We start from the raw sequence: 17,953 nt of genomic DNA, 5'->3' as shown, positions 1-17,953 counted from the left end.
ATTTAATTCTTATATTCTGGTTCTTCTTTATCTAAAATCAATTTTATTTGATTAAGATGCATCCCTGCTAAATCAATTGGATAATTTGCAGTTTCTTGAGCTGTTTTTTCTGCAATTTCATGACTAACTACATTCAACTCCCTGTTAGTTGACAATGCTGTTAAATAAGTTTCTGCAGCTTTTTCAAAATAATATAAGGCATTGAAACCCTCTGCAATAGTTTCACCTGTGATTATTATCCCATGGTTAGCTAGCAGCATATGCTGCTTGTTTCCTAAGGCACTTGCCATTTTTTCTGACTCCTCTTCAAAACCCAAGCCACCAAATTCATTAAAGACAGAAACTCTATTATAAAACATCATAGTATTTTGATCTATAGGTTTTAAAGTGGGATCTGTAAGGGTTGATAAAATTGTAGCATATTTAGAATGAACATGAAAAATACATTTAGCATGAGCCACTTTTTTATGAATTGCTCCATGAATATTGATTGCAGTTGGATCTACAATTTCTGGTTTTTTTTTTAATTTTTCTATATTTTCTTTTGTAACCAAAATTAAATCACTAGCTTTTATTTGACTAAAATGTATTCCAGCTTTGTTTACAAAAAAATCAGTAGATGAGCCTGGTAAACAGACACTAAAATGATTTGCAACGCCTTCGTGCATATTTAGTCTAGCTGTCCATCTGAAGGTTGCAGCTAAATTTTTTTGTAAATCTGTTATTTCCATTTTTATTAAATTAAACTATATTTGAATTATAAATGATGAACAATAAAGTTTTTGTATCTTGCGCAGTAACAGGTTCTGGTGACACGGCTAGTAAACATCCTGATTTACCAAAGACACCAAAACAAATAGCGACTGCAGCAATAGAAGCTGCTAAAGCAGGAGCAGCAATTGCACACATTCACGTCAGAGAAGACGATGGTAAACCAAGTAGAAGATTAGAATTATATAAAGAGGTAGTTGATCTTGTTCGATCAAGTGATACGGATGTTATTTTAAATTTAACGACAGGCATGGGCGGCGACCTTGATATTGGACAAGGAAATAATCCATTAGACTTTGGTCCAATGACAGATATGGCAAATGTAATGGAGCGTATTGCTAATGCTGAACAATTCCTGCCAGAAATCTGCACATTAGATGCTGGAACTTTAAACTTCGGTGACAGCTCTACAATCACAGTAAACACACCAAATGATTTAAGAAAAGCTGCAAAACGATTAAAAGAAATTGGTGTTAAGCCAGAAATTGAAGCATTTGATTTAGGAAATATGTGGTTTGGTGCACAACTTTACAAAGAAGGATTATTAAGTGATCCACCAATGTTTCAAATGTGTTTGGGAATACCATGGGGGGCGCCTGCAACTACTTTAGCAATGCAAGCCATGTTAGATATAATGCCTAAAGAAGGTATCTGGTCGGGGTTTGCAATTTCACGGAATGAAATGCCTTTTGTTGCTCAGACTGTTTTGTTGGGAGGCAATCCAAGAGTTGGACTTGAAGATAATTTATATTTATCTAGAGGTAAATTAGCAACTAATGCGCAATTAGTTGAAAAAGCTATTAGAATTGTGGATGATCTTGGTTCTTCTATTATGACACCAGCAGAAACAAGAGAAAAACTAAAACTTATTAAGCATAAATAAAATTCATGTTGAGTAAGATAAATAAAATTGCAGTAATTGGTACTGGAGTTATTGGTACTGGCTGGATTATTAGAATGTTGGCGCACAACAAAAAAGTTTCAGCATTTGATTTAAATTTTAAACAAAAAGCAATATTAATTAAAGAAATTAAAAGATCCCTTCCATTTGTAAAAAAACTTTATAAAAAAAAATTAATTAATTTAAAAAACTTAAGTTTTAAAACATCATTATTAGAAACATTAAAAGATGTGGATTTTATTCAAGAATGTGCATCAGAAAACTATAAATTAAAAACAAAGTTAATGTCAGACATAGGAAAATATTCCAAACCCAATGCTATTATATCCTCAAGTTCATCAGGATTGTTACCTTCTGTTATTTTTTCAAAATGCAAAAATCCTAATAGAGGAATTATTGGTCATCCATTTAATCCAGTCTACATGTTACCTGCTGTTGAAATTGTACCGGGAAAAAAAACATCTAAATCAATTTTAAAAAAAGCTAATGATTTTTATAAATCTATTTCAATGAATCCTATTGCTGTAAAAAAAGAGTTACCAGGATATTTGGCTGATAGGTTGCAGGAAGCTTTATGGAGAGAGGGTCTCCATATCATTAATGAAGGCTATGCAACAACAGAGGATTTAGATAGAGCAATAGAGGATGGACCTGGTTTAAGGTGGTCATTAATGGGTACCTTTTTAACCTTTCATTTAGCAGGTGGAAAATCAGGAATGAAACATATGTTGGAGCAGTTCGGACCAGCTTTAAAATTACCTTGGACAAAATTAAAAGCCCCAAACTTATCAAAAAAATTAATTAAAAGATTAGTAGATGGAACTAAAAAGCAAGCAAAAGGAAAGTCAGTAGCAAAAATTTCAAATATCAGAGATGAATATTTATTAGATTTATTATTAATGAGAAAGAAATACGAAAAAAAATTAAGATAAATTAATCATTTCTTTCTGTGTGACCATCTACAGAGATTACTTGTCCTGAAACTTTGCTAGAATCGTCTGAAATTAAAAATGAGCACATTTTTCCAATATCTTCTTCTAAGATCCATTGTTTCATTGAGCTCATCGAAACAAAATCTTTTTCAATTACTTTTGTTGAAATTTTAGTAAATTTTGATTTATCTCTTATTACTCTTTTCATTCTATCGCCCTTAATAGTTCCTGGACAAACAGCATTAACCCTAATATTAAATTTTCCAAGCTCCATGGCCAATGTTTTTGTGACACCAATTATTGCCCATTTGCTTGCAGCGTAAGGAGAACGAAGTGGAAAGCCTAGTATTCCGGCTGTCGATGAAATATTAATTATTGATCCGTTCTTAGATTTTTTAATTAGAGGTATAGATTCTTTAGTAAAATAAAAATGGCTATTAACATCTACATGCAAAGTATTTTCCCAATCTTTTGATTTTAATTTTTCAAGAGAACCTGTGGGTCCAGCAATACCTACGTTATTAATTAAAGCATCAATTTTCTTAGTTTTTTTTTTAACTTTTTCGAAAAAATCGGAGACTTGATATTCATTTGAAGCATCACAAAGATAAGTAAATAATTTTTTATTTTTTAAAGGATGTTTGTTCAATTTACTTAGAGACTTACTGTCTATATCGCAAAGATAAACATAAGCACCTCTAGCAAGACAAATTTTTGTAGTTGCCCAACCAATCCCAGAAGCACCAGCTGATATAATAATCTTTTTATTTTTTAATGATTGGTTAATCATTAATTATGTTTTTGTTAAAGATTCTTGAAGTTCTTTATTGGTTATATATCCCTTAACATTTCCACTTTTATCAACAACCTCACAGTTAGCACTTGTGCATACTATTTGGGGTAAAAATTCTTCAATGAATTGATCTTCTTGGACTTTGATTAAATTTGATTTATCAATTCCATTAACCTCGTTTACATTTTTCATAATAACTTTTGCTTTAATTACCCTTGCTCTATTAACGTCTTTAACAAAAGCTTTTACATAATCATCTGCAGGTTTCATTATTATATCTATAGGTGTTCCAACTTGAACTAGTTTTCCAGCATTTAGTATTCCAATATGATCACCCAATCTTAATGACTCATCTAAATCATGGGTAATAAAAATTATTGTTTTTTTTAACTCTGATTGAAGATCTATTAATTGTTTTTGCATATCACTTCTAATTAAAGGGTCTAATGCACTAAAGGCTTCATCCATTAACATAATATCAGAATTTGTTGCTAAAGCTCTTGCTAAGCCAACACGTTGTTGCATTCCACCAGATAATTGATTTGGAAACTGGTTTTCAAAACCATTAAGACCAACGTCATCAATTTTTTCCATAGCAATTTTTTCTCTATCTTCTTCTGATTTACCTTGCATCTCCAAACCATAGCCAACATTTTGCATGACAGTTTTGTGTGGAAATAAACCAAATCTTTGAAAAACCATACTAATACGATTTCTTCTCCAATCAATTAACTCCTCTGGATTACAATTCATAATATTGGTACCATCAATGTGAATTTCACCCTCTGTCGGATCAATTAGTCTATTTATATGTCTTATTAATGTAGATTTTCCTGAACCAGATAAACCCATACAAACAAAAGTTTCACCTTCTTCTATATTTAAAGAAACATTATCTAATCCTACCGTATGTCCAGTTTGTTCTAGAATGTCATCTTTTGTTCCACCATTTTTAACCATGGGCATTATAGATTGTGGTTTATTGCCAAAAATTTTATAGATATTTTTAATTTCTATTTTTGACATTATTTTTTTACTTCCTTGGTGGGAGAATTTCTTTCTTGAAGTGTTTCGCCATAAGATTGAGTAATTCTATCCAGTACAATTGCCAATAATACAATTGCTATTCCTGCTTCTGCAGCTCTACCAACATTTAATTGTTGAAGACCTAGAAGAACTTCATCACCCAAACCTCTTGTTCCAATCATTGATGCGATAACAACCATCGATAATGCCATCATTGTACATTGGTTAACTCCCTGCATAATATTAGGTAGTGCAAGTGGAATTTGCACTCCCCATAATTTCTGTTTTTTGCTAGCTCCAAAGGCGTCTGCTGCTTCTGTAACCTCTGTATCAACCAACCTAATACCTAGATCAGTTAATCTAACTAATGGAGGTACAGCATAAATAAAAGTTGCAATGATTGCTGGAACAGCACCAAGACCAAATAACATTATCCCTGGAATTAAATACACAAATGCCGGAATTGTTTGCATTAAATCTAGTATAGGAAGAATTTTCTCTCTTACCCTGTTAGCTCTAGACATCCAAATTCCTATTGGAACACCAATAATGAGACATAAAAATATACTAATTAACATAATTGAAGTAGTTTCAATTGCCTTATCCCAGAAACGAGGATGTAAAAATCCAATAAAAAATGTACAAAAACCTACTGCAACAGTAGTTTTGATTTTTTTACCACTTGCATAATAAGCAAGTATTACAACACCAATAATTACTAAAGGCCATGGAGCTTGAACTAAAAAGTTTTTCAGTCCCATTAACATTGCAAGTAAAACATTATTTATTGCCTCAAAGATAAAACCATAATTTTCATTAAGTGCTTTGAACCATTTATTAATTAATGGCATTAATGGTAAATCTAACCATTTGGGCCAATCACTTAACCATGAAAAATCTTTAAATAATTCACCTACAGTTTCAGGTTTTCTTTTCGATGAATTATAACTTGAAATTAATAACCATATAAAAATTCCCAATAGACTTAAGTTAAATAAATTTTTTTTATTTTTAAACATATGATTATTTCTTTTTTTGTGAAGAAAGAGCCCCGTAGGGCTCTTTCAAATTATTTGTTACGTAAAATTAAAGTGCTGCTTTTACTTTTTTAGCAACATCAGCAGGAACCCATGAAGTCCAAGCTGACTCTGATTTTAAGTATTCTCTAGCTGTTAAATCCATGTCACCATCTGACTCATCTTCATAGTAGGCTAACATTCTATTAACAGTAGCAGTAGGAATTGAGTACTGCGATAAGAACTTAGTTTCTGCAGGATGAGCGGCAGCCCATTTAGTCAATACAGATTTAGTTAACGCCATATCTCTGTATTCACTAGCACAAGATTTAGTATATGCCTCCGGTCCTTCTGCTTTGATTTTTTCAACAACTACAGACATATCATCCCAACATTTTTTGCTCCACTTAGGTTCAGTTAATCTAACTAGATCAACTTTACCCATTAAGCCAGTAGGGGCCCAATAGTATGTAAAGATAGGTTTCTTTTTAGCAAAAGCACCTGCAATAGCAGCATCTAACGCTCCTCCAGAACCTGGATCAAAATTTGTATAAAGTTCATCTAAACCATACTCCTTTTGTTTAACCAAGTTTACAGTGTAACAAGTCCAACCTGAAATACAGCTAGTCATTCTACCTTTTGAAGGGTTTTCAGGATCTTTAAATAGTGCAGCTATTTTAGGATCTTTCATATCTTCAACAGATTTTAAATTGTATTTATCGGCTGTAGTTTTGTCCACGTAGAAAGCTTGTTGTGAATCTGGCGTATTAACTCCAATATTTTTAATAGTACCAGCCTCAACATGTGGCTCATAGTTTGCTATAATATTGTCATACCAAACCTCAGTGATTACATCTAGTTGACCATCGTAGTGGGCAGCCATAATAGGTGTTGTACTTCCTTTTGTTACCGTAACATTACATCCGTATCCTTTTTCAAGAATGAAAGAAGTAATTGCTGTATGAATATTAGCACTACTCCAATCAAAATCTCCCAATCTCGCTTTACAAGCAGCATTCGCACTAGTACCTAATAATGATAATGTCGATATAAAGAAGGCCGAAAGAACCAATCTTTTTAAAAACTTCATATTTTTTCTCCCTATAGTTAAGTTTTATTGAGGATAGTTAATAAGGTATGACTTTGAAATTCAAGTAACAATTTAATTTACAACTATAAATTGCATTGAAAAGTACCTAAAACTAAATAATCATAGGGATATGACAAGTATTTCAAAAGTAGAAAAAAATAAAAAAAATCTACTTATTAAATGGAGCGATGGAGAGGAGAGCAGTTTTAACTATTTTTGGCTGAGAGATAATTGTCCTACAGCACACGATAAAGATACCAATCATAGAATGTTTAACATTCTTGAAGTTTCAAAAAATTTAATTGCTGAAGAATCAAAAGTAAATGAAGAGGGTAAATTAGTAGTAAAATGGAGTGAGGGAAATCATATAAGTCACTATGATCCAAAATGGCTTAGAGAAAATTGTTATACGATAAAAAACAAAGAAAAATATAATTCTCCCTATCAATTATGGGATAACTCTTTAGAAAACAATTTAGAATCTGTAACCATTGATCACGATAAAATTTTAAATAGTGAACAGGGTTTACTAAAATGGCTTGAGCTTTTACATTACAAGGGAATAGCAATTGTTAAAAATACACCAATTGGAAAAGAGTCTGCATTTCCAGTTTTAAACAGAATAAGCCATACAAGGCAGACTTTTTTTAATACACCGTTTGAAGTTATTAATGTTCCAAAACCAAATAACTCAGCATATACGGCACATGCCTTAAGAAATCATATGGACCTACCTTGGTTCGAGACACCCCCTGGTTATCAGTTTCTTCACTGTTTGGTTAATTCTGCAGAAGGAGGAAATTCTTCATGTGTAGATGGATTTGCAGTGGCAGACTATTTAAAAAAGAACGAAAAAGAAATTTTTAACACCCTTGTAAGTGTACCTCTTAAATTTAGAGATAAAGATTATACGCAAGAAACGGTTAGAAACTTCCATGCTCCTGCGATTTCACTAACTAAGGACGGAGACTATAATGATATAAGATTTAGTGTAGCTACAATGGATACGTTAGACTGCCACCCTGATATTATGGACAAGGTATACGAAGCACATCGTAGATTTGGAAATCTTTTACACGATGATAAATTTCAAATTAAGTTTAGATTAGAACCAGGTGATATTTTTTCATTTAATAATAGAAGAGCCCTTCATGGAAGAACAGCTTTTGATCCAAATTCTGGTCATCGTCATTTACAGGGATACTATATGGACAGAGATGAAATTTTGGGAAGGTTAAACTTTTTAAAAAAATAATCTTATAAATTTTCAAATATTAAATTATTGTTTTTATTATATTTGTTAAATTCTAATTTTGTTTTAATCGTATAATAATATTTTTCAATTTTTAAATTCTGGATATTTCTACTTTTTAAATAAGATTTATCTAATATTAAAAAATTAATATTTTTATTGTTTGATTTTTTAATTATCTTTTTAATACTTGTTGGTGGTGAAAAAGATAATCCTACTTTGGTATTTTTTTTAATTTTTAGAAGATTATAAATATTTTCATGCTTAAAGGAAATGAACACACTTTTTGTAAATTTTGATGTTTCTTTTAAGAGCTTTTTTAGAAGAGATTTTGAAAAGATTGGTTTGATTTCAATGTGTAGGGGGTACCTATTTTTTGAGCATTTCAACAAGTCTTTTAAGAGTGGAATTGGTTTGTTATACTTACTGCTAATTGCATTAATCTGAGAATAATTAAGATTTTTTATGCTTAGATTTTTTTTAAAAGTTCTTTTTAAAGTAAAATCATGAAAACAAATAAATTCACAATCTTTTGTTGCATGTATATCTGTTTCAATCCCATAGCCTTTTTTAAATGATTGTTTAAATGATTTTAAAAGATTTTCTTTGTAGTTTTTATTTACAATTCCCCTATGTATTAAGTGCATATTAACTGTTCAATTTAGTAAATACACAGATTTTATTTCTATCAAGATCTCTAATGTAACAATAATAATCATCCGATCTTATCCCTGGAGTTCCTTCATCTTTTCCACCTAACTTAATTCCTAGGTTATAAAAATTATCAACAGTTTCTTTTGAATCTACTACGAATGATATTTGTGTACCGTTTCCATAAGTTGCTTTTTCTTCATTAACAGGATTAGTTACATAAAACTCAATATCTCCAGATTCTTTTTTTGATGAATACCCTGCATATTTTTTATTGGTCACTATTCTTTTTAAATCTATTACTTGAAGCAAATGGTCATAAAACTTAATTGCTTTATCAAGGTCATTAGTCCCAACCATTACAAATCCAATCATAAGTTATTTCCAACCAGTCACAGTTTTAACTTCTAAGTATTCTTCTAAACCCCAAACCCCACCTTCACGCCCATTTCCTGATTGTCTAAATCCACCAAAGGGGGTTCCTGGATCTGCAGCATTACCATTTATATACACGCAGCCTGATTTAAGTTTTTTTGCAACTCTATGAGCTTTTTCTTTATCTTCAGTTTGTAAATAATTTCCTAAACCATATTCAGTATTATTAGTAATTTCTATTGCCTCTTCTTCTGTCTCAAAAGGAATGATGGATAGAACAGGGCCAAAAATTTCTTTTTTTGCTATTCCCATATCATTAGTAACATTTGTAAAAATTGTTGGCTTAATAAAGTAACCTTTATTTAAATTGTTTGGTAGGTCGGGGCCGCCTGCTGCTAATGTAGCGCCTTCTTCAATACCACTTTTAATTAGATTAATGATTTTATCATATTGAGTTTTTGAAACTACAGGGCCAATATGATCTCCTTTTTTTGAGGCTTCATCTACTTTTATTAGATTTGCTTCTTCTGCAGCTTCTTTAATAGCTCTTTGATAGATAGATTTTTCAACCAACATTCTTGTTGGCGCATCACATGATTGCCCAGAATTACTCATAACATTCCTAATTCCATCTCTAACTGCATTAGGGTAAGAGTCAGCAAACACAATGTTTCCACCTTTGCCTCCTAACTCTAGACAGACTCTTTTGATTGTTTCAGCGGCATTTTTAGAAATTAATCTTCCAGCTCTTGTTGATCCGGTAAATGAAATCATATCAACATCGGGATGACCAGATAAATGTGTCCCAACTCCAGCCCCATCACCATTAACTAAATTAAAGACACCTTTTGGAAAGCCAACCTCATCAATCATCTCAGCAAATAACATTCCTGAAATAGGAGCAATTTCTGAGGGTTTTAAAATCATTGTGCACCCAGTTGCTAATGCAGGAACAACTTTTAAAGCAATTTGGTTAATTGGCCAATTCCAAGGAGTAATCAGTCCACAAACACCAATTGGTTCATAAGAAATATGGTTATTGGATTTTTCATTAAAGTGTTCGTGAAATTTAAAATTTTTAAGTCTTAGAATAAAATCTTCTAAATGTGATCGACCAGAGGCAGTTTGTACTTCTGTTGCCCAATCCATAGGAGCACCCATTTCTAACGATATAGCTTCAGCCATTTCTCTAGACCTTTTTTTATAAACAGAGAGTAATTTTTCTAGATAGTCTAAGCGGTCTTCTTTGGTAGTTTCTTTCCATGTTTCAAAAGCATTTTTTGCAGATTTAATTGCAGCATTCGTATCTTCTTTTGAACCTAAAGAAATGATTGCACATGGATCTTCGTTACATGGATTGATTACATTAAAGTCATTTGGTTTTTTTGGCTCAACCCATCGACCATTGATATAAAATTTTCTCTTATCTAACATAATAACACTTTAGCATGATAACTATATTTCATATCCCTTTTTTTCTTGTTCATTATCAATTAACTCATCTGGAAACCCATCTGCTCTAAAATCTACATTGTTTAAATCTTCCATTCTCTTAACAATCATTGAAGACCAAGCTCTTGAGCCATATTTTTTTTGACCATCTTCAAATATTTTAACAATTAAGGGAGAAATTTCTAAAGGTACATTTAACTTTTTAGCTAAATTATCAAACAGACCAGTATCCTTAAGAACAAGATCCATTGTGAAATTAATATTATATGAGCCATTTAAAATTACTTGGCTTTCAGTTTCATGAACAAATGAATTTCCAGAGGAAACAGCTATACCTTTATAAACTTTTGATAAATCTAAATTAGATTTCTTAGCAACCGTCCAAGCTTCGCCAAGAGCAACTAAATTAGTAGAGGCTAAATAATTTGTAATTACTTTTAAAACAGTTGCTGAACCAAGTTCTCCAGTATGTAAAATTTTGCTACCCATCATAGTTAATGCAGATAATATCTTTTCAAAAGCATTTCTTTCACCGCCAACAAATATTGCAATATTTCCTGTAGCTGCTCTATGACAGCCTCCACTAACTGGGCCATCAAGTGGTATTGCTCCTTTTTCCCTAACAAACTTACCCAATCTTTTTATTTCAGACTCATCGGTAGTGCTCATTTCAAGCCAAATTTTATTTTTAGTAAGTCCATTTATGACTCCATCTTCTGCTTCCATCACTTCAGCACAAATTTTTGGAGAAGGGAGACATGTTATTATTAAATCAACTTGTTGTGCTAACTCTTTAGGGGAATTTGCAATTTTTGCACCTTTATTTTTAAAATCTTTTGTAAGGTTTTCATCTAGATCTCTAACAGTTAATTCAAATTTGTTTCTTAATAAACTATGGGCAAGTTTACCACCTACATTTCCAAGTCCTATAAAGCCAATCTTCATTATAATCCCATATTTTAATTAATTACTTTTAGCTAATATACTTAAGATTTTAGCTTGTTGAAATATACTCAACTTCAGAAAAACGATCTGTTGGAAAAATCCAATAAAATTCCAAGGTTTTTTTTCCAGTATTTTTTAAAGCATGTTCAGCATTTCCTGAAATATAAACTACATCACCTTTCTTAATCTCTTCAAGTTCACCAGATTTATTCAATATTCCTGTGCCATTAGTAACTACATATATTTCCACAGGTGAATGATAGTGGAGTGTTAAGTTACCCCCTGGAGCAATCTCTGCAAAACCAAGTGAAAGCCCAGAACTTCCCATAAAATCTGCATCAATTAAAAATTTCCACCTAACACCTGGATATTTCTCGGTTGTTGACCACTCTTGGTCAGAGACAGATTTAAGGTTTTTTACAAATATCATACACAATTACAACTTATGGCTTATTTTTTAGGCTGATCTAAAAATGTTTTTAAAGAATCGTCCATTGCAACTTCCCATTCTGTGTGATGTTTTGGACCAATTGAACCAGTCACAGGTGAAGCAAATGACTTATTTCTATAAGTCATTATATTTTCTACTTTATGATGTTCCCATTCTTTAAAAGTTTTTCTAATTAATTCAAAATCAATTTTAGGATAATCAGATAAATCATGAAGTTCTTTAGTATACTCAGTTTGGAAATCGATCATTTGATCTGCATTTTCTAACTTTTCTTCAAGAGATACCCATTTATTAATATCTTTTTCAATTTCTGAATCATTTGGAACTTTAATTTTTTCCATTATAACATCTCTTGCAAACCAAGCCTGACAATCAAACATATTAAAAGTATGAAATTGATCTTGCATACCCAAATATATTAATTTGTGATTATTTTGCCAAACCACACCTTTATATAATTTTGGTGGATATAATCGGTTGCCTGTTTTTAATTTAAGATCCTCAGTTATAAAAGGAAAGTGATGAAGATATCCTGTACATAAAATTATAGCATCTGTTTCCTGTACATGACCGTCTTTAAATATTGCCTTATTACCCTCAAGTCTATCTAAGTGAAAAACTTCTTTCATTCCATTGGGCCATTTAAATCCCATTGGATTATGTCTGTAAGCTATGGTCACACTTTTTGCCCCATACTTATGGCACTGAAGAGCTACATCTTCAGCAGAATAACTACTTCCTAAAACAACAACATTCTTACCTCGAAATTCTTCTGCATCTCTAAAATCATGAGAGTGCATTATTCTTCCAGGAAATGCTTTCATTCCAGGATATTCTGGGATGAATGGAACTGAAAAATGACCAGTAGATACGATTACATAATCAAAAATATCTTTTGAAATTTTATCATTTTTTTTATCACGATAAGTAACTTCAAAGCTATTACCTTCATAAGAAATATTAGTAACAGAGGTGTTAAATTTTATTTTAGATTTTAAATTTCCTTTTTTAGCTCTACCTAAGATATAATCGTATAAAACTTCTCTAGGTGGAAAAGATGGAATTGGTTTCCCAAAGTGTTCATCAAATGAGTAGTCAGCAAATTCTAGACATTCTTTAGGACCATTAGACCAAAGATATCTATACATACTATTAGGTACAGGGTCGCCGTATTGGTCAGAACCTGTTCTCCAACTGTAATTCCATAAGCCTCCCCAATCTTCTTGTTTATCAAAACAAACTATTTCAGGTATCTTTTCACCTTTTTTTTCAGCTTGTTCAAAAGATCTCAAAGCGGATAAACCACAAGGTCCAGCACCAATAATTGCTACTTTTGTCATAAAATCACCTCTCCCTAATAAATTTATAACTGTACTTTACCAACAAAATGCTAAAAATTAATATAAAAAAATACAGTATTATGAAAAAAATTATTATTATTGGTGCTGGAGCAATGGGGTCAGCATTCGCTGTACCATGTTTAGAAAATAAAAATGATGTAACGCTCATCGGCACTCATCTTGAGGATAATTTAATAAATAAAATTCAATTAAATAATAATTTCCATCCAGCCTTAAATATTGAATTACCATCAAAATTAAAGGTAGAAAAATTTGAAAAATTACAAACAATACTTGAAGGTGAGGTAGATATAATTGTTGCTGGAGTGAGTTCTGTAGGAATTGAATGGTTTGTTAATCAGATATCAAAAAATTATAAAAAGAATCTTCCAATTATTTTATTAACAAAAGGTTTAGCCATTGAGGACAATGAATTAATAACACTTTCAGATAAAATTAAAAAACTTCTCAAGGAAAAGGGTCATGGAGAAGTAAATATTTCAGCAATCAAAGGACCTTGTTTAGCGGCAGGTCTTGCATATAAAATGAGAACAGGCACTGTTATCGCAAACCCGGATATTAAAGAAACAGAAAGATTAAAAAAAATTATATCAACAAATTATTATTCGACAGAAGTGTCAGATGATTTAACTGGCATTGAGTTATCAGGTGCAATTAAAAATATTTATTCAATGTTAATTGGAGCTTCTGAAGGATTAAGCAATTCAAAAGCACCTAAAGAAATTCAATCTAAATATTATTTAAATACATCAGCCTCATTAATCCATAGATCAATTTCTGAAATGGTTGAATTTGTTTCTTTCTATGGAGGAAGAGCAGAAACTGTTTATGGCTTAGCTGGTTTAGGTGATTTATATGTAAGTGCAATAGGGGGAAGAAATAGTTTAATGGGAAAATATTTAGGTGAAGGATATTTATATAAAGAAGCTAAAGAAAAATTTATGAAAAATATTACAGTAGAGGGTGCGCAACTTGCATTAGAAATTGGACCTAAAATTTTACAAGACCTTAATTCTAAACATTTTCCATTAATGTTTAGTATGCTAAACACTATATGTGAAAATAAGAAATTAGAAATTCAATGGTAAAAAATATATTAATATTTGTTTTTATAGTGCTTGGAATGATAGTTATTCTAAATTTTAGTGATTATAATTTAAAAAGAGCCGTCGATGCCTGCCTAGCCGGAAGTCAAAAATTATCTAAATCAAAAATTACAGATCTTGAAGTAGCTAAAAAATTTTGTGAAGAAGAAATTAAAAAAAATAAAAATTAAAAAGAGACCAGTAAATGAAGTCAAATTGGAATTATCCAACAACCATGTGGGTTGGAAAGGATAGGATTAAAGATCTAAGTATTGCTTGCAAAAATTTAAACATTAATAAACCATTGTTAGTGACCGATAGTGGTCTTGCTAAATCAAAAATTGTAATCAATGTTCTAGAGAATTTAAAAGAAGGTGGTATTTCAGCTGAATTATATTCAGATGTTGTGGGTAATCCAACTGGCACCAATGTAACTGAGGGTGCTGATTATTATAATAAAAATAATTGTGATGGAGTAATAGCTTTTGGAGGGGGTAGTGGCTTAGATGTTGGTAAAGCTATTGCATTTATGTCAGGCCAAACCTTACCTATTTGGGATTTTGAGGATGTTGGTGATAATTGGACTAAAGCGAACTCTGACAAAATTGCACCAATTATTGCTGTACCAACAACTGCTGGAACAGGATCGGAAACAGGACGAGCATCTGTAATTTTAAATGAAGAAACCGGTGTAAAAAATATAATTTTTCATCCTAAATTTTTACCTTCAATAGTTATTTTAGATCCAGTATTAACACTTAGTTTGCCTGCAAAGATTACAGCTGCAACTGGTATGGATGCGCTAGCTCATAACTTGGAAGCATATTGCGCTCCAGGATATCACCCAATGGCTGATGGAATTGCTTTAGAGGGTATGAGATTAATTAATGAATGGTTACTTGAAGCAGTTAACAACGGATCAAATATTGAAGCTCGACAAAACATGTTAACAGCAGCAAGCATGGGGTCAACAGCATTTCAAAAAGGCTTGGGGGCAATTCATTCATTAAGCCATCCAGTAAATGCTTTAAATAATATTCATCATGGTTTATCCAATGCAATATTCATGCCTTATGTATTAACCTTTAATAAAGATGTAATTGAAAAAAAAATAATAAAGATTTGTGATTATTTAGAACTTAAAGATAGATCTTTTGATGGATTTGTTAACTGGGTTTTAGATTTAAGAAAAAAACTAGATATGCCGCATAAATTATCAGAAGTGATTGATGAAAAAGATTTTGATATTGATAGATTATCAAAAATGGCTTTAGTAGATCCATCTACTGGAGGAAATCCAAAAAAATTAACCGAAAATGATATGAAGATAATGTATCAGCACAGTATGAATGGTGAATTGTTTAAATGAGTAATTTGAATATTTTAATTGTTGAAGGAAATATTAGAGAAGATAGTGAGTTTTTTATTAAAGCAGCTGGAAGTTCTGCAGCAGATAATTTAAAAAATTTAATTTTAAAGATAGAACCATCAGCAAATACAGAAATCATAAATCCTGGTCATGATGATGAGACAACGAATGCTCTAAAAAATATGAGTAAATATAATGGCATTGTGTTTACTGGTGGTGCAATGAGAATAAATGATATGACAGATGTCATTAAGAAACATATCAATTTTGCATCTAATTGCTTTAATCATAAAAATAAGATTTTAGCAATTTGTTGGGGATTACAAGTCTGCTCGACAGCAGCTGGGGGTAAAGTAAATCCTGGAAAAAATGGTGCTCATATTGGAATTGCATCAGATGTAATTATTAACAATGAAGGTGAAAAACACTTTATATACAAAGATAAAAAAAAAGTTTTTACCTCACCAGCATTCAATTTTGATGAAGTAAGTGAATTGCCAAAAAATACTACTCTTTTATCAAGTGACAAAGTTAACAATGTAATGGGTGTTAGCTTTAATGTAGGAAGCTCAGAAATTATCGGTTTACAATATCATCCTGATTATGAATATTTTCAGATGCTTAATCTTATTAATGGTCGTAAAGAGCGATTATTTGTAAATAAAAATTTTTTAACTGAAGAAGAGTATGAAAACCATGTCTCATATATAAAATCCGAAAATGAATTATTGAATTTCAATGATAGAACATGTGAAGTTAGAAATTGGCTAAATTATATAAAGAACTAATTTTTAAAATAGACCTTCAATTTCACCATCTTTATTTAGCTTAATAGAGTCTGCTGCTGGAACTCTTGGTAGTCCAGGCATAGTCATAACAGCACCACATATCACAACAATAAACTCTGCTCCTGAAGAGAGTTTAATTTCTCTAATTGGTAAAGCATGACCTATTGGTGCACCTTTTAAGCTTGGGTCTGTTGAAAAGCTGTATTGAGTTTTTGCAATACAAATTGGGAAATCTCCGTAACCCGCATTTTCAAAGCTTTTTAATTGATCTCTAATTTTAGTATCAGCAATAACCTCATCTGCTCTATAAATTTCTTTTGCAATTGTTTCTATTTTTTTAAATAGGGGAGTTTTGCTCTCATATAAGAATTTAAATTTATCTTCGTTTTTCTCACATAATTCAGCAACATGGTTTGCAAGTTCTTTTGCACCTTCACCGCCGTTTGCCCAATGAGTACAGAGACTTGCTTTAACACCAATAGTGTCACAAAATTCTATCAAAGCTTTTACTTCATTATCTGTATCTTTAATAAAATGATTAACAGCTACTGCAACTGGTAAACCAAATTTTTTAACATTTTCCACGTGCCTTTGAAGATTAACTAAACCTTTTTTTAAGGCTTCCACATTTTCTGTTTTAAGGTCATCTTTTGCTACACCACCATGCATTTTTAAAGCCCTAATAGTTGCAACAATTACAACGCAGCTAGGTTTTAAATCTGATTTTCTACATTTAATATCAAGAAATTTTTCTGCACCAAGGTCTGCACCGAATCCTGCTTCTGTTACAACATAGTCAGCAAGTTTTAGCCCAGTCTTTGTTGCAATTACAGAATTACAACCATGTGCAATATTAGCAAAAGGTCCACCATGAATAATTGCAGGATTGTTTTCTAAAGTTTGAGTAACATTAGGTCTAATAGCATCCTTTAATAATACAGTCATTGGACCGTGTGCTTTTAAGTCTTTAGCGTAAACTGGTTTTTTATCTCTAGTATAGGCAATTGTAATATTTCCTATTCTCTTTTCTAAATCTTCTAAATCATTTGATAAGCAAAAGATTGCCATGATTTCAGATGCAACAGTTATATCAAAACCATCTTCTCTTGGAAAACCATTTGCAACTCCACCTAAGTTTATATTTATAGATCTTAAAGAACGATCATTCATATCCATCACTCTTTTCCATGCAATTCTTCTTACATCGATATCTAATTTATTTCCCCAATAGATATGGTTATCAATTAATGCTGATAATAAATTATGAGCTGATGTTATTGCGTGAAAATCTCCAGTAAAATGTAAATTAATTTGCTCCATTGGAACTACTTGAGCATAACCACCACCTGCTGCTCCACCTTTCATTCCAAAAGAAGGGCCAAGGCTTGGTTCTCTTAAACAAACAATCGATTTTTTTCCAATTTTATTTAATCCATCATTTAAACCAACTGAAGTTGTAGTTTTACCCTCACCAGCTGGAGTAGGAGTGATCGCTGTCACCAATATAAGTTTTCCATTTGGTTTATCTTTTAAAGTATCTAAATATTCTAAATTAATCTTTGCAATGTGTCTGCCCATTGGACTAAAAGCTGAGCTTTCATCTGGTACATTTATCTTGGCTAAAATATCATTTATAGGTTGCATTTTAGCTTCTCTAGCTATTTGAATGTCTGACTTAACTTCGCTCATTTGAAA

The 17,953-nt window shown here is 31.5% G+C and carries 19 protein-coding genes; 7 read left to right on the top strand and 12 right to left on the bottom strand.

All coding sequences use genetic code 11. The annotated features are described in order from the left end of the window. Nucleotides 1-2: 2 nt before the first annotated feature. On the bottom strand, nt 3-731 hold the full coding sequence (locus tag ABXT48_RS05140; RefSeq protein WP_415302732.1) for a class II aldolase/adducin family protein: 729 nt from the start codon (nt 729-731) through the stop codon (nt 3-5). Nucleotides 732-766: 35 nt separating this feature from the next. On the opposite strand from ABXT48_RS05140, the gene ABXT48_RS05135 reads away from it, so the two are divergent. Together ABXT48_RS05135 and ABXT48_RS05130 are read left to right on the top strand one after the other, a co-directional pair. Beyond that, nucleotides 767-1,654 (top strand): 3-keto-5-aminohexanoate cleavage protein, encoded by an 888-nt coding sequence (locus tag ABXT48_RS05135; RefSeq protein ID WP_415287134.1) that lies wholly within the window; start codon nt 767-769, stop codon nt 1,652-1,654. 5 nt (nt 1,655-1,659) lie between these two features. Beyond that, nucleotides 1,660-2,604, top strand: coding sequence for a 3-hydroxyacyl-CoA dehydrogenase NAD-binding domain-containing protein (locus ABXT48_RS05130; RefSeq protein ID WP_415302731.1), 945 nt, complete (start codon nt 1,660-1,662; stop codon nt 2,602-2,604). Between the two features lies 1 nt (nt 2,605). On the opposite strand, the gene ABXT48_RS05125 is transcribed toward ABXT48_RS05130, so the two are convergent. The 4 genes from ABXT48_RS05125 to ABXT48_RS05110 all read right to left on the bottom strand — a co-directional run bounded on the left by ABXT48_RS05125 (nt 2,606) and on the right by ABXT48_RS05110 (nt 6,529). Further along, complete coding sequence (locus tag ABXT48_RS05125) at nt 2,606-3,394, bottom strand: SDR family oxidoreductase (protein ID WP_415285937.1); 789 nt, start codon at nt 3,392-3,394, stop codon at nt 2,606-2,608. Nucleotides 3,395-3,397: 3 nt separating this feature from the next. Continuing rightward, complete coding sequence (locus ABXT48_RS05120) at nt 3,398-4,423, bottom strand: quaternary amine ABC transporter ATP-binding protein (RefSeq protein WP_415285936.1); 1,026 nt, start codon at nt 4,421-4,423, stop codon at nt 3,398-3,400. Then, nucleotides 4,423-5,442: an ABC transporter permease gene (locus ABXT48_RS05115; protein ID WP_415285935.1), complete on the bottom strand. Its 1,020-nt coding sequence runs from the start codon at nt 5,440-5,442 to the stop codon at nt 4,423-4,425. The genes ABXT48_RS05120 and ABXT48_RS05115 overlap by 1 nt, the downstream gene beginning before the upstream one ends. Nucleotides 5,443-5,509: 67 nt before the next feature. Beyond that, nucleotides 5,510-6,529 carry a glycine betaine ABC transporter substrate-binding protein gene (locus ABXT48_RS05110; protein WP_415285934.1) on the bottom strand — a complete coding sequence of 340 codons (1,020 nt, stop codon included), beginning with the start codon at nt 6,527-6,529 and terminating at the stop codon, nt 5,510-5,512. A 130-nt stretch (nt 6,530-6,659) separates the two neighbouring features. Between ABXT48_RS05110 and ABXT48_RS05105 the strand changes: the two genes are divergently transcribed. Further along, nucleotides 6,660-7,784, top strand: coding sequence for a TauD/TfdA family dioxygenase (locus tag ABXT48_RS05105; protein WP_415285933.1), 1,125 nt, complete (start codon nt 6,660-6,662; stop codon nt 7,782-7,784). 2 nt (nt 7,785-7,786) lie between these two features. Here the strand turns inward: ABXT48_RS05105 and ABXT48_RS05100 are convergent, their stop codons facing one another. Genes ABXT48_RS05100 through ABXT48_RS05075 form a run of 6 tightly spaced genes read right to left on the bottom strand, consistent with a single transcriptional unit; the run spans nt 7,787 to nt 12,995 of the window. After that, nucleotides 7,787-8,428: a glycerophosphodiester phosphodiesterase family protein gene (locus ABXT48_RS05100; protein WP_415285932.1), complete on the bottom strand. Its 642-nt coding sequence runs from the start codon at nt 8,426-8,428 to the stop codon at nt 7,787-7,789. Nucleotide 8,429: 1 nt separating this feature from the next. Then, complete coding sequence (locus ABXT48_RS05095; protein ID WP_415285931.1) at nt 8,430-8,807, bottom strand: VOC family protein; 378 nt, start codon at nt 8,805-8,807, stop codon at nt 8,430-8,432. 3 nt (nt 8,808-8,810) lie between these two features. Further along, the gene (locus tag ABXT48_RS05090; protein WP_415302730.1) at nt 8,811-10,241 is read right to left on the bottom strand and encodes an aldehyde dehydrogenase family protein; all 1,431 of its coding nucleotides are present in this window, start codon (nt 10,239-10,241) and stop codon (nt 8,811-8,813) included. A 21-nt stretch (nt 10,242-10,262) separates the two neighbouring features. Beyond that, nucleotides 10,263-11,204, bottom strand: coding sequence for an NAD(P)-dependent oxidoreductase (locus ABXT48_RS05085; protein WP_415302729.1), 942 nt, complete (start codon nt 11,202-11,204; stop codon nt 10,263-10,265). A gap of 49 nt (nt 11,205-11,253) precedes the next feature. Continuing rightward, nucleotides 11,254-11,634 carry a cupin domain-containing protein gene (locus ABXT48_RS05080; RefSeq protein ID WP_415302727.1) on the bottom strand — a complete coding sequence of 127 codons (381 nt, stop codon included), beginning with the start codon at nt 11,632-11,634 and terminating at the stop codon, nt 11,254-11,256. Nucleotides 11,635-11,654: 20 nt separating this feature from the next. Next, entirely contained in the window at nt 11,655-12,995 is a 1,341-nt protein-coding gene (locus ABXT48_RS05075) for an NAD(P)-binding domain-containing protein (RefSeq protein WP_415285927.1), read from the bottom strand. Nucleotides 12,996-13,075: 80 nt separating this feature from the next. Here ABXT48_RS05075 and ABXT48_RS05070 point away from each other — a divergent pair, with 80 nt between their 5' ends. Genes ABXT48_RS05070 through ABXT48_RS05055 form a run of 4 tightly spaced genes read left to right on the top strand, consistent with a single transcriptional unit; the run spans nt 13,076 to nt 16,258 of the window. Next, nucleotides 13,076-14,104 (top strand): 2-dehydropantoate 2-reductase N-terminal domain-containing protein, encoded by a 1,029-nt coding sequence (locus tag ABXT48_RS05070; RefSeq protein ID WP_415285926.1) that lies wholly within the window; start codon nt 13,076-13,078, stop codon nt 14,102-14,104. Next, nucleotides 14,098-14,292, top strand: a complete 195-nt coding sequence (locus tag ABXT48_RS05065; RefSeq protein WP_415302725.1) for a hypothetical protein — start codon at nt 14,098-14,100, stop codon at nt 14,290-14,292. The genes ABXT48_RS05070 and ABXT48_RS05065 overlap by 7 nt, the downstream gene beginning before the upstream one ends. Nucleotides 14,293-14,306: 14 nt before the next feature. Then, nucleotides 14,307-15,470 (top strand): iron-containing alcohol dehydrogenase, encoded by a 1,164-nt coding sequence (locus ABXT48_RS05060; RefSeq protein ID WP_415285924.1) that lies wholly within the window; start codon nt 14,307-14,309, stop codon nt 15,468-15,470. Beyond that, the gene (locus ABXT48_RS05055; protein ID WP_415302724.1) at nt 15,467-16,258 is read left to right on the top strand and encodes a glutamine amidotransferase-related protein; all 792 of its coding nucleotides are present in this window, start codon (nt 15,467-15,469) and stop codon (nt 16,256-16,258) included. The genes ABXT48_RS05060 and ABXT48_RS05055 overlap by 4 nt, the downstream gene beginning before the upstream one ends. A gap of 3 nt (nt 16,259-16,261) precedes the next feature. On the opposite strand, the gene ABXT48_RS05050 is transcribed toward ABXT48_RS05055, so the two are convergent. Beyond that, nucleotides 16,262-17,947: a formate--tetrahydrofolate ligase gene (locus ABXT48_RS05050; protein ID WP_415285922.1), complete on the bottom strand. Its 1,686-nt coding sequence runs from the start codon at nt 17,945-17,947 to the stop codon at nt 16,262-16,264. Nucleotides 17,948-17,953: the final 6 nt, after the last annotated feature.

The sequence above is a fragment of the Candidatus Pelagibacter sp. Uisw_101 genome (assembly GCF_047727615.1).
Classification (GTDB): Bacteria; Pseudomonadota; Alphaproteobacteria; order Pelagibacterales; family Pelagibacteraceae; genus Pelagibacter.
Note: the sequence above shows the minus strand (reverse complement) of the source record. Positions and strands in the feature narration are given on the sequence as shown.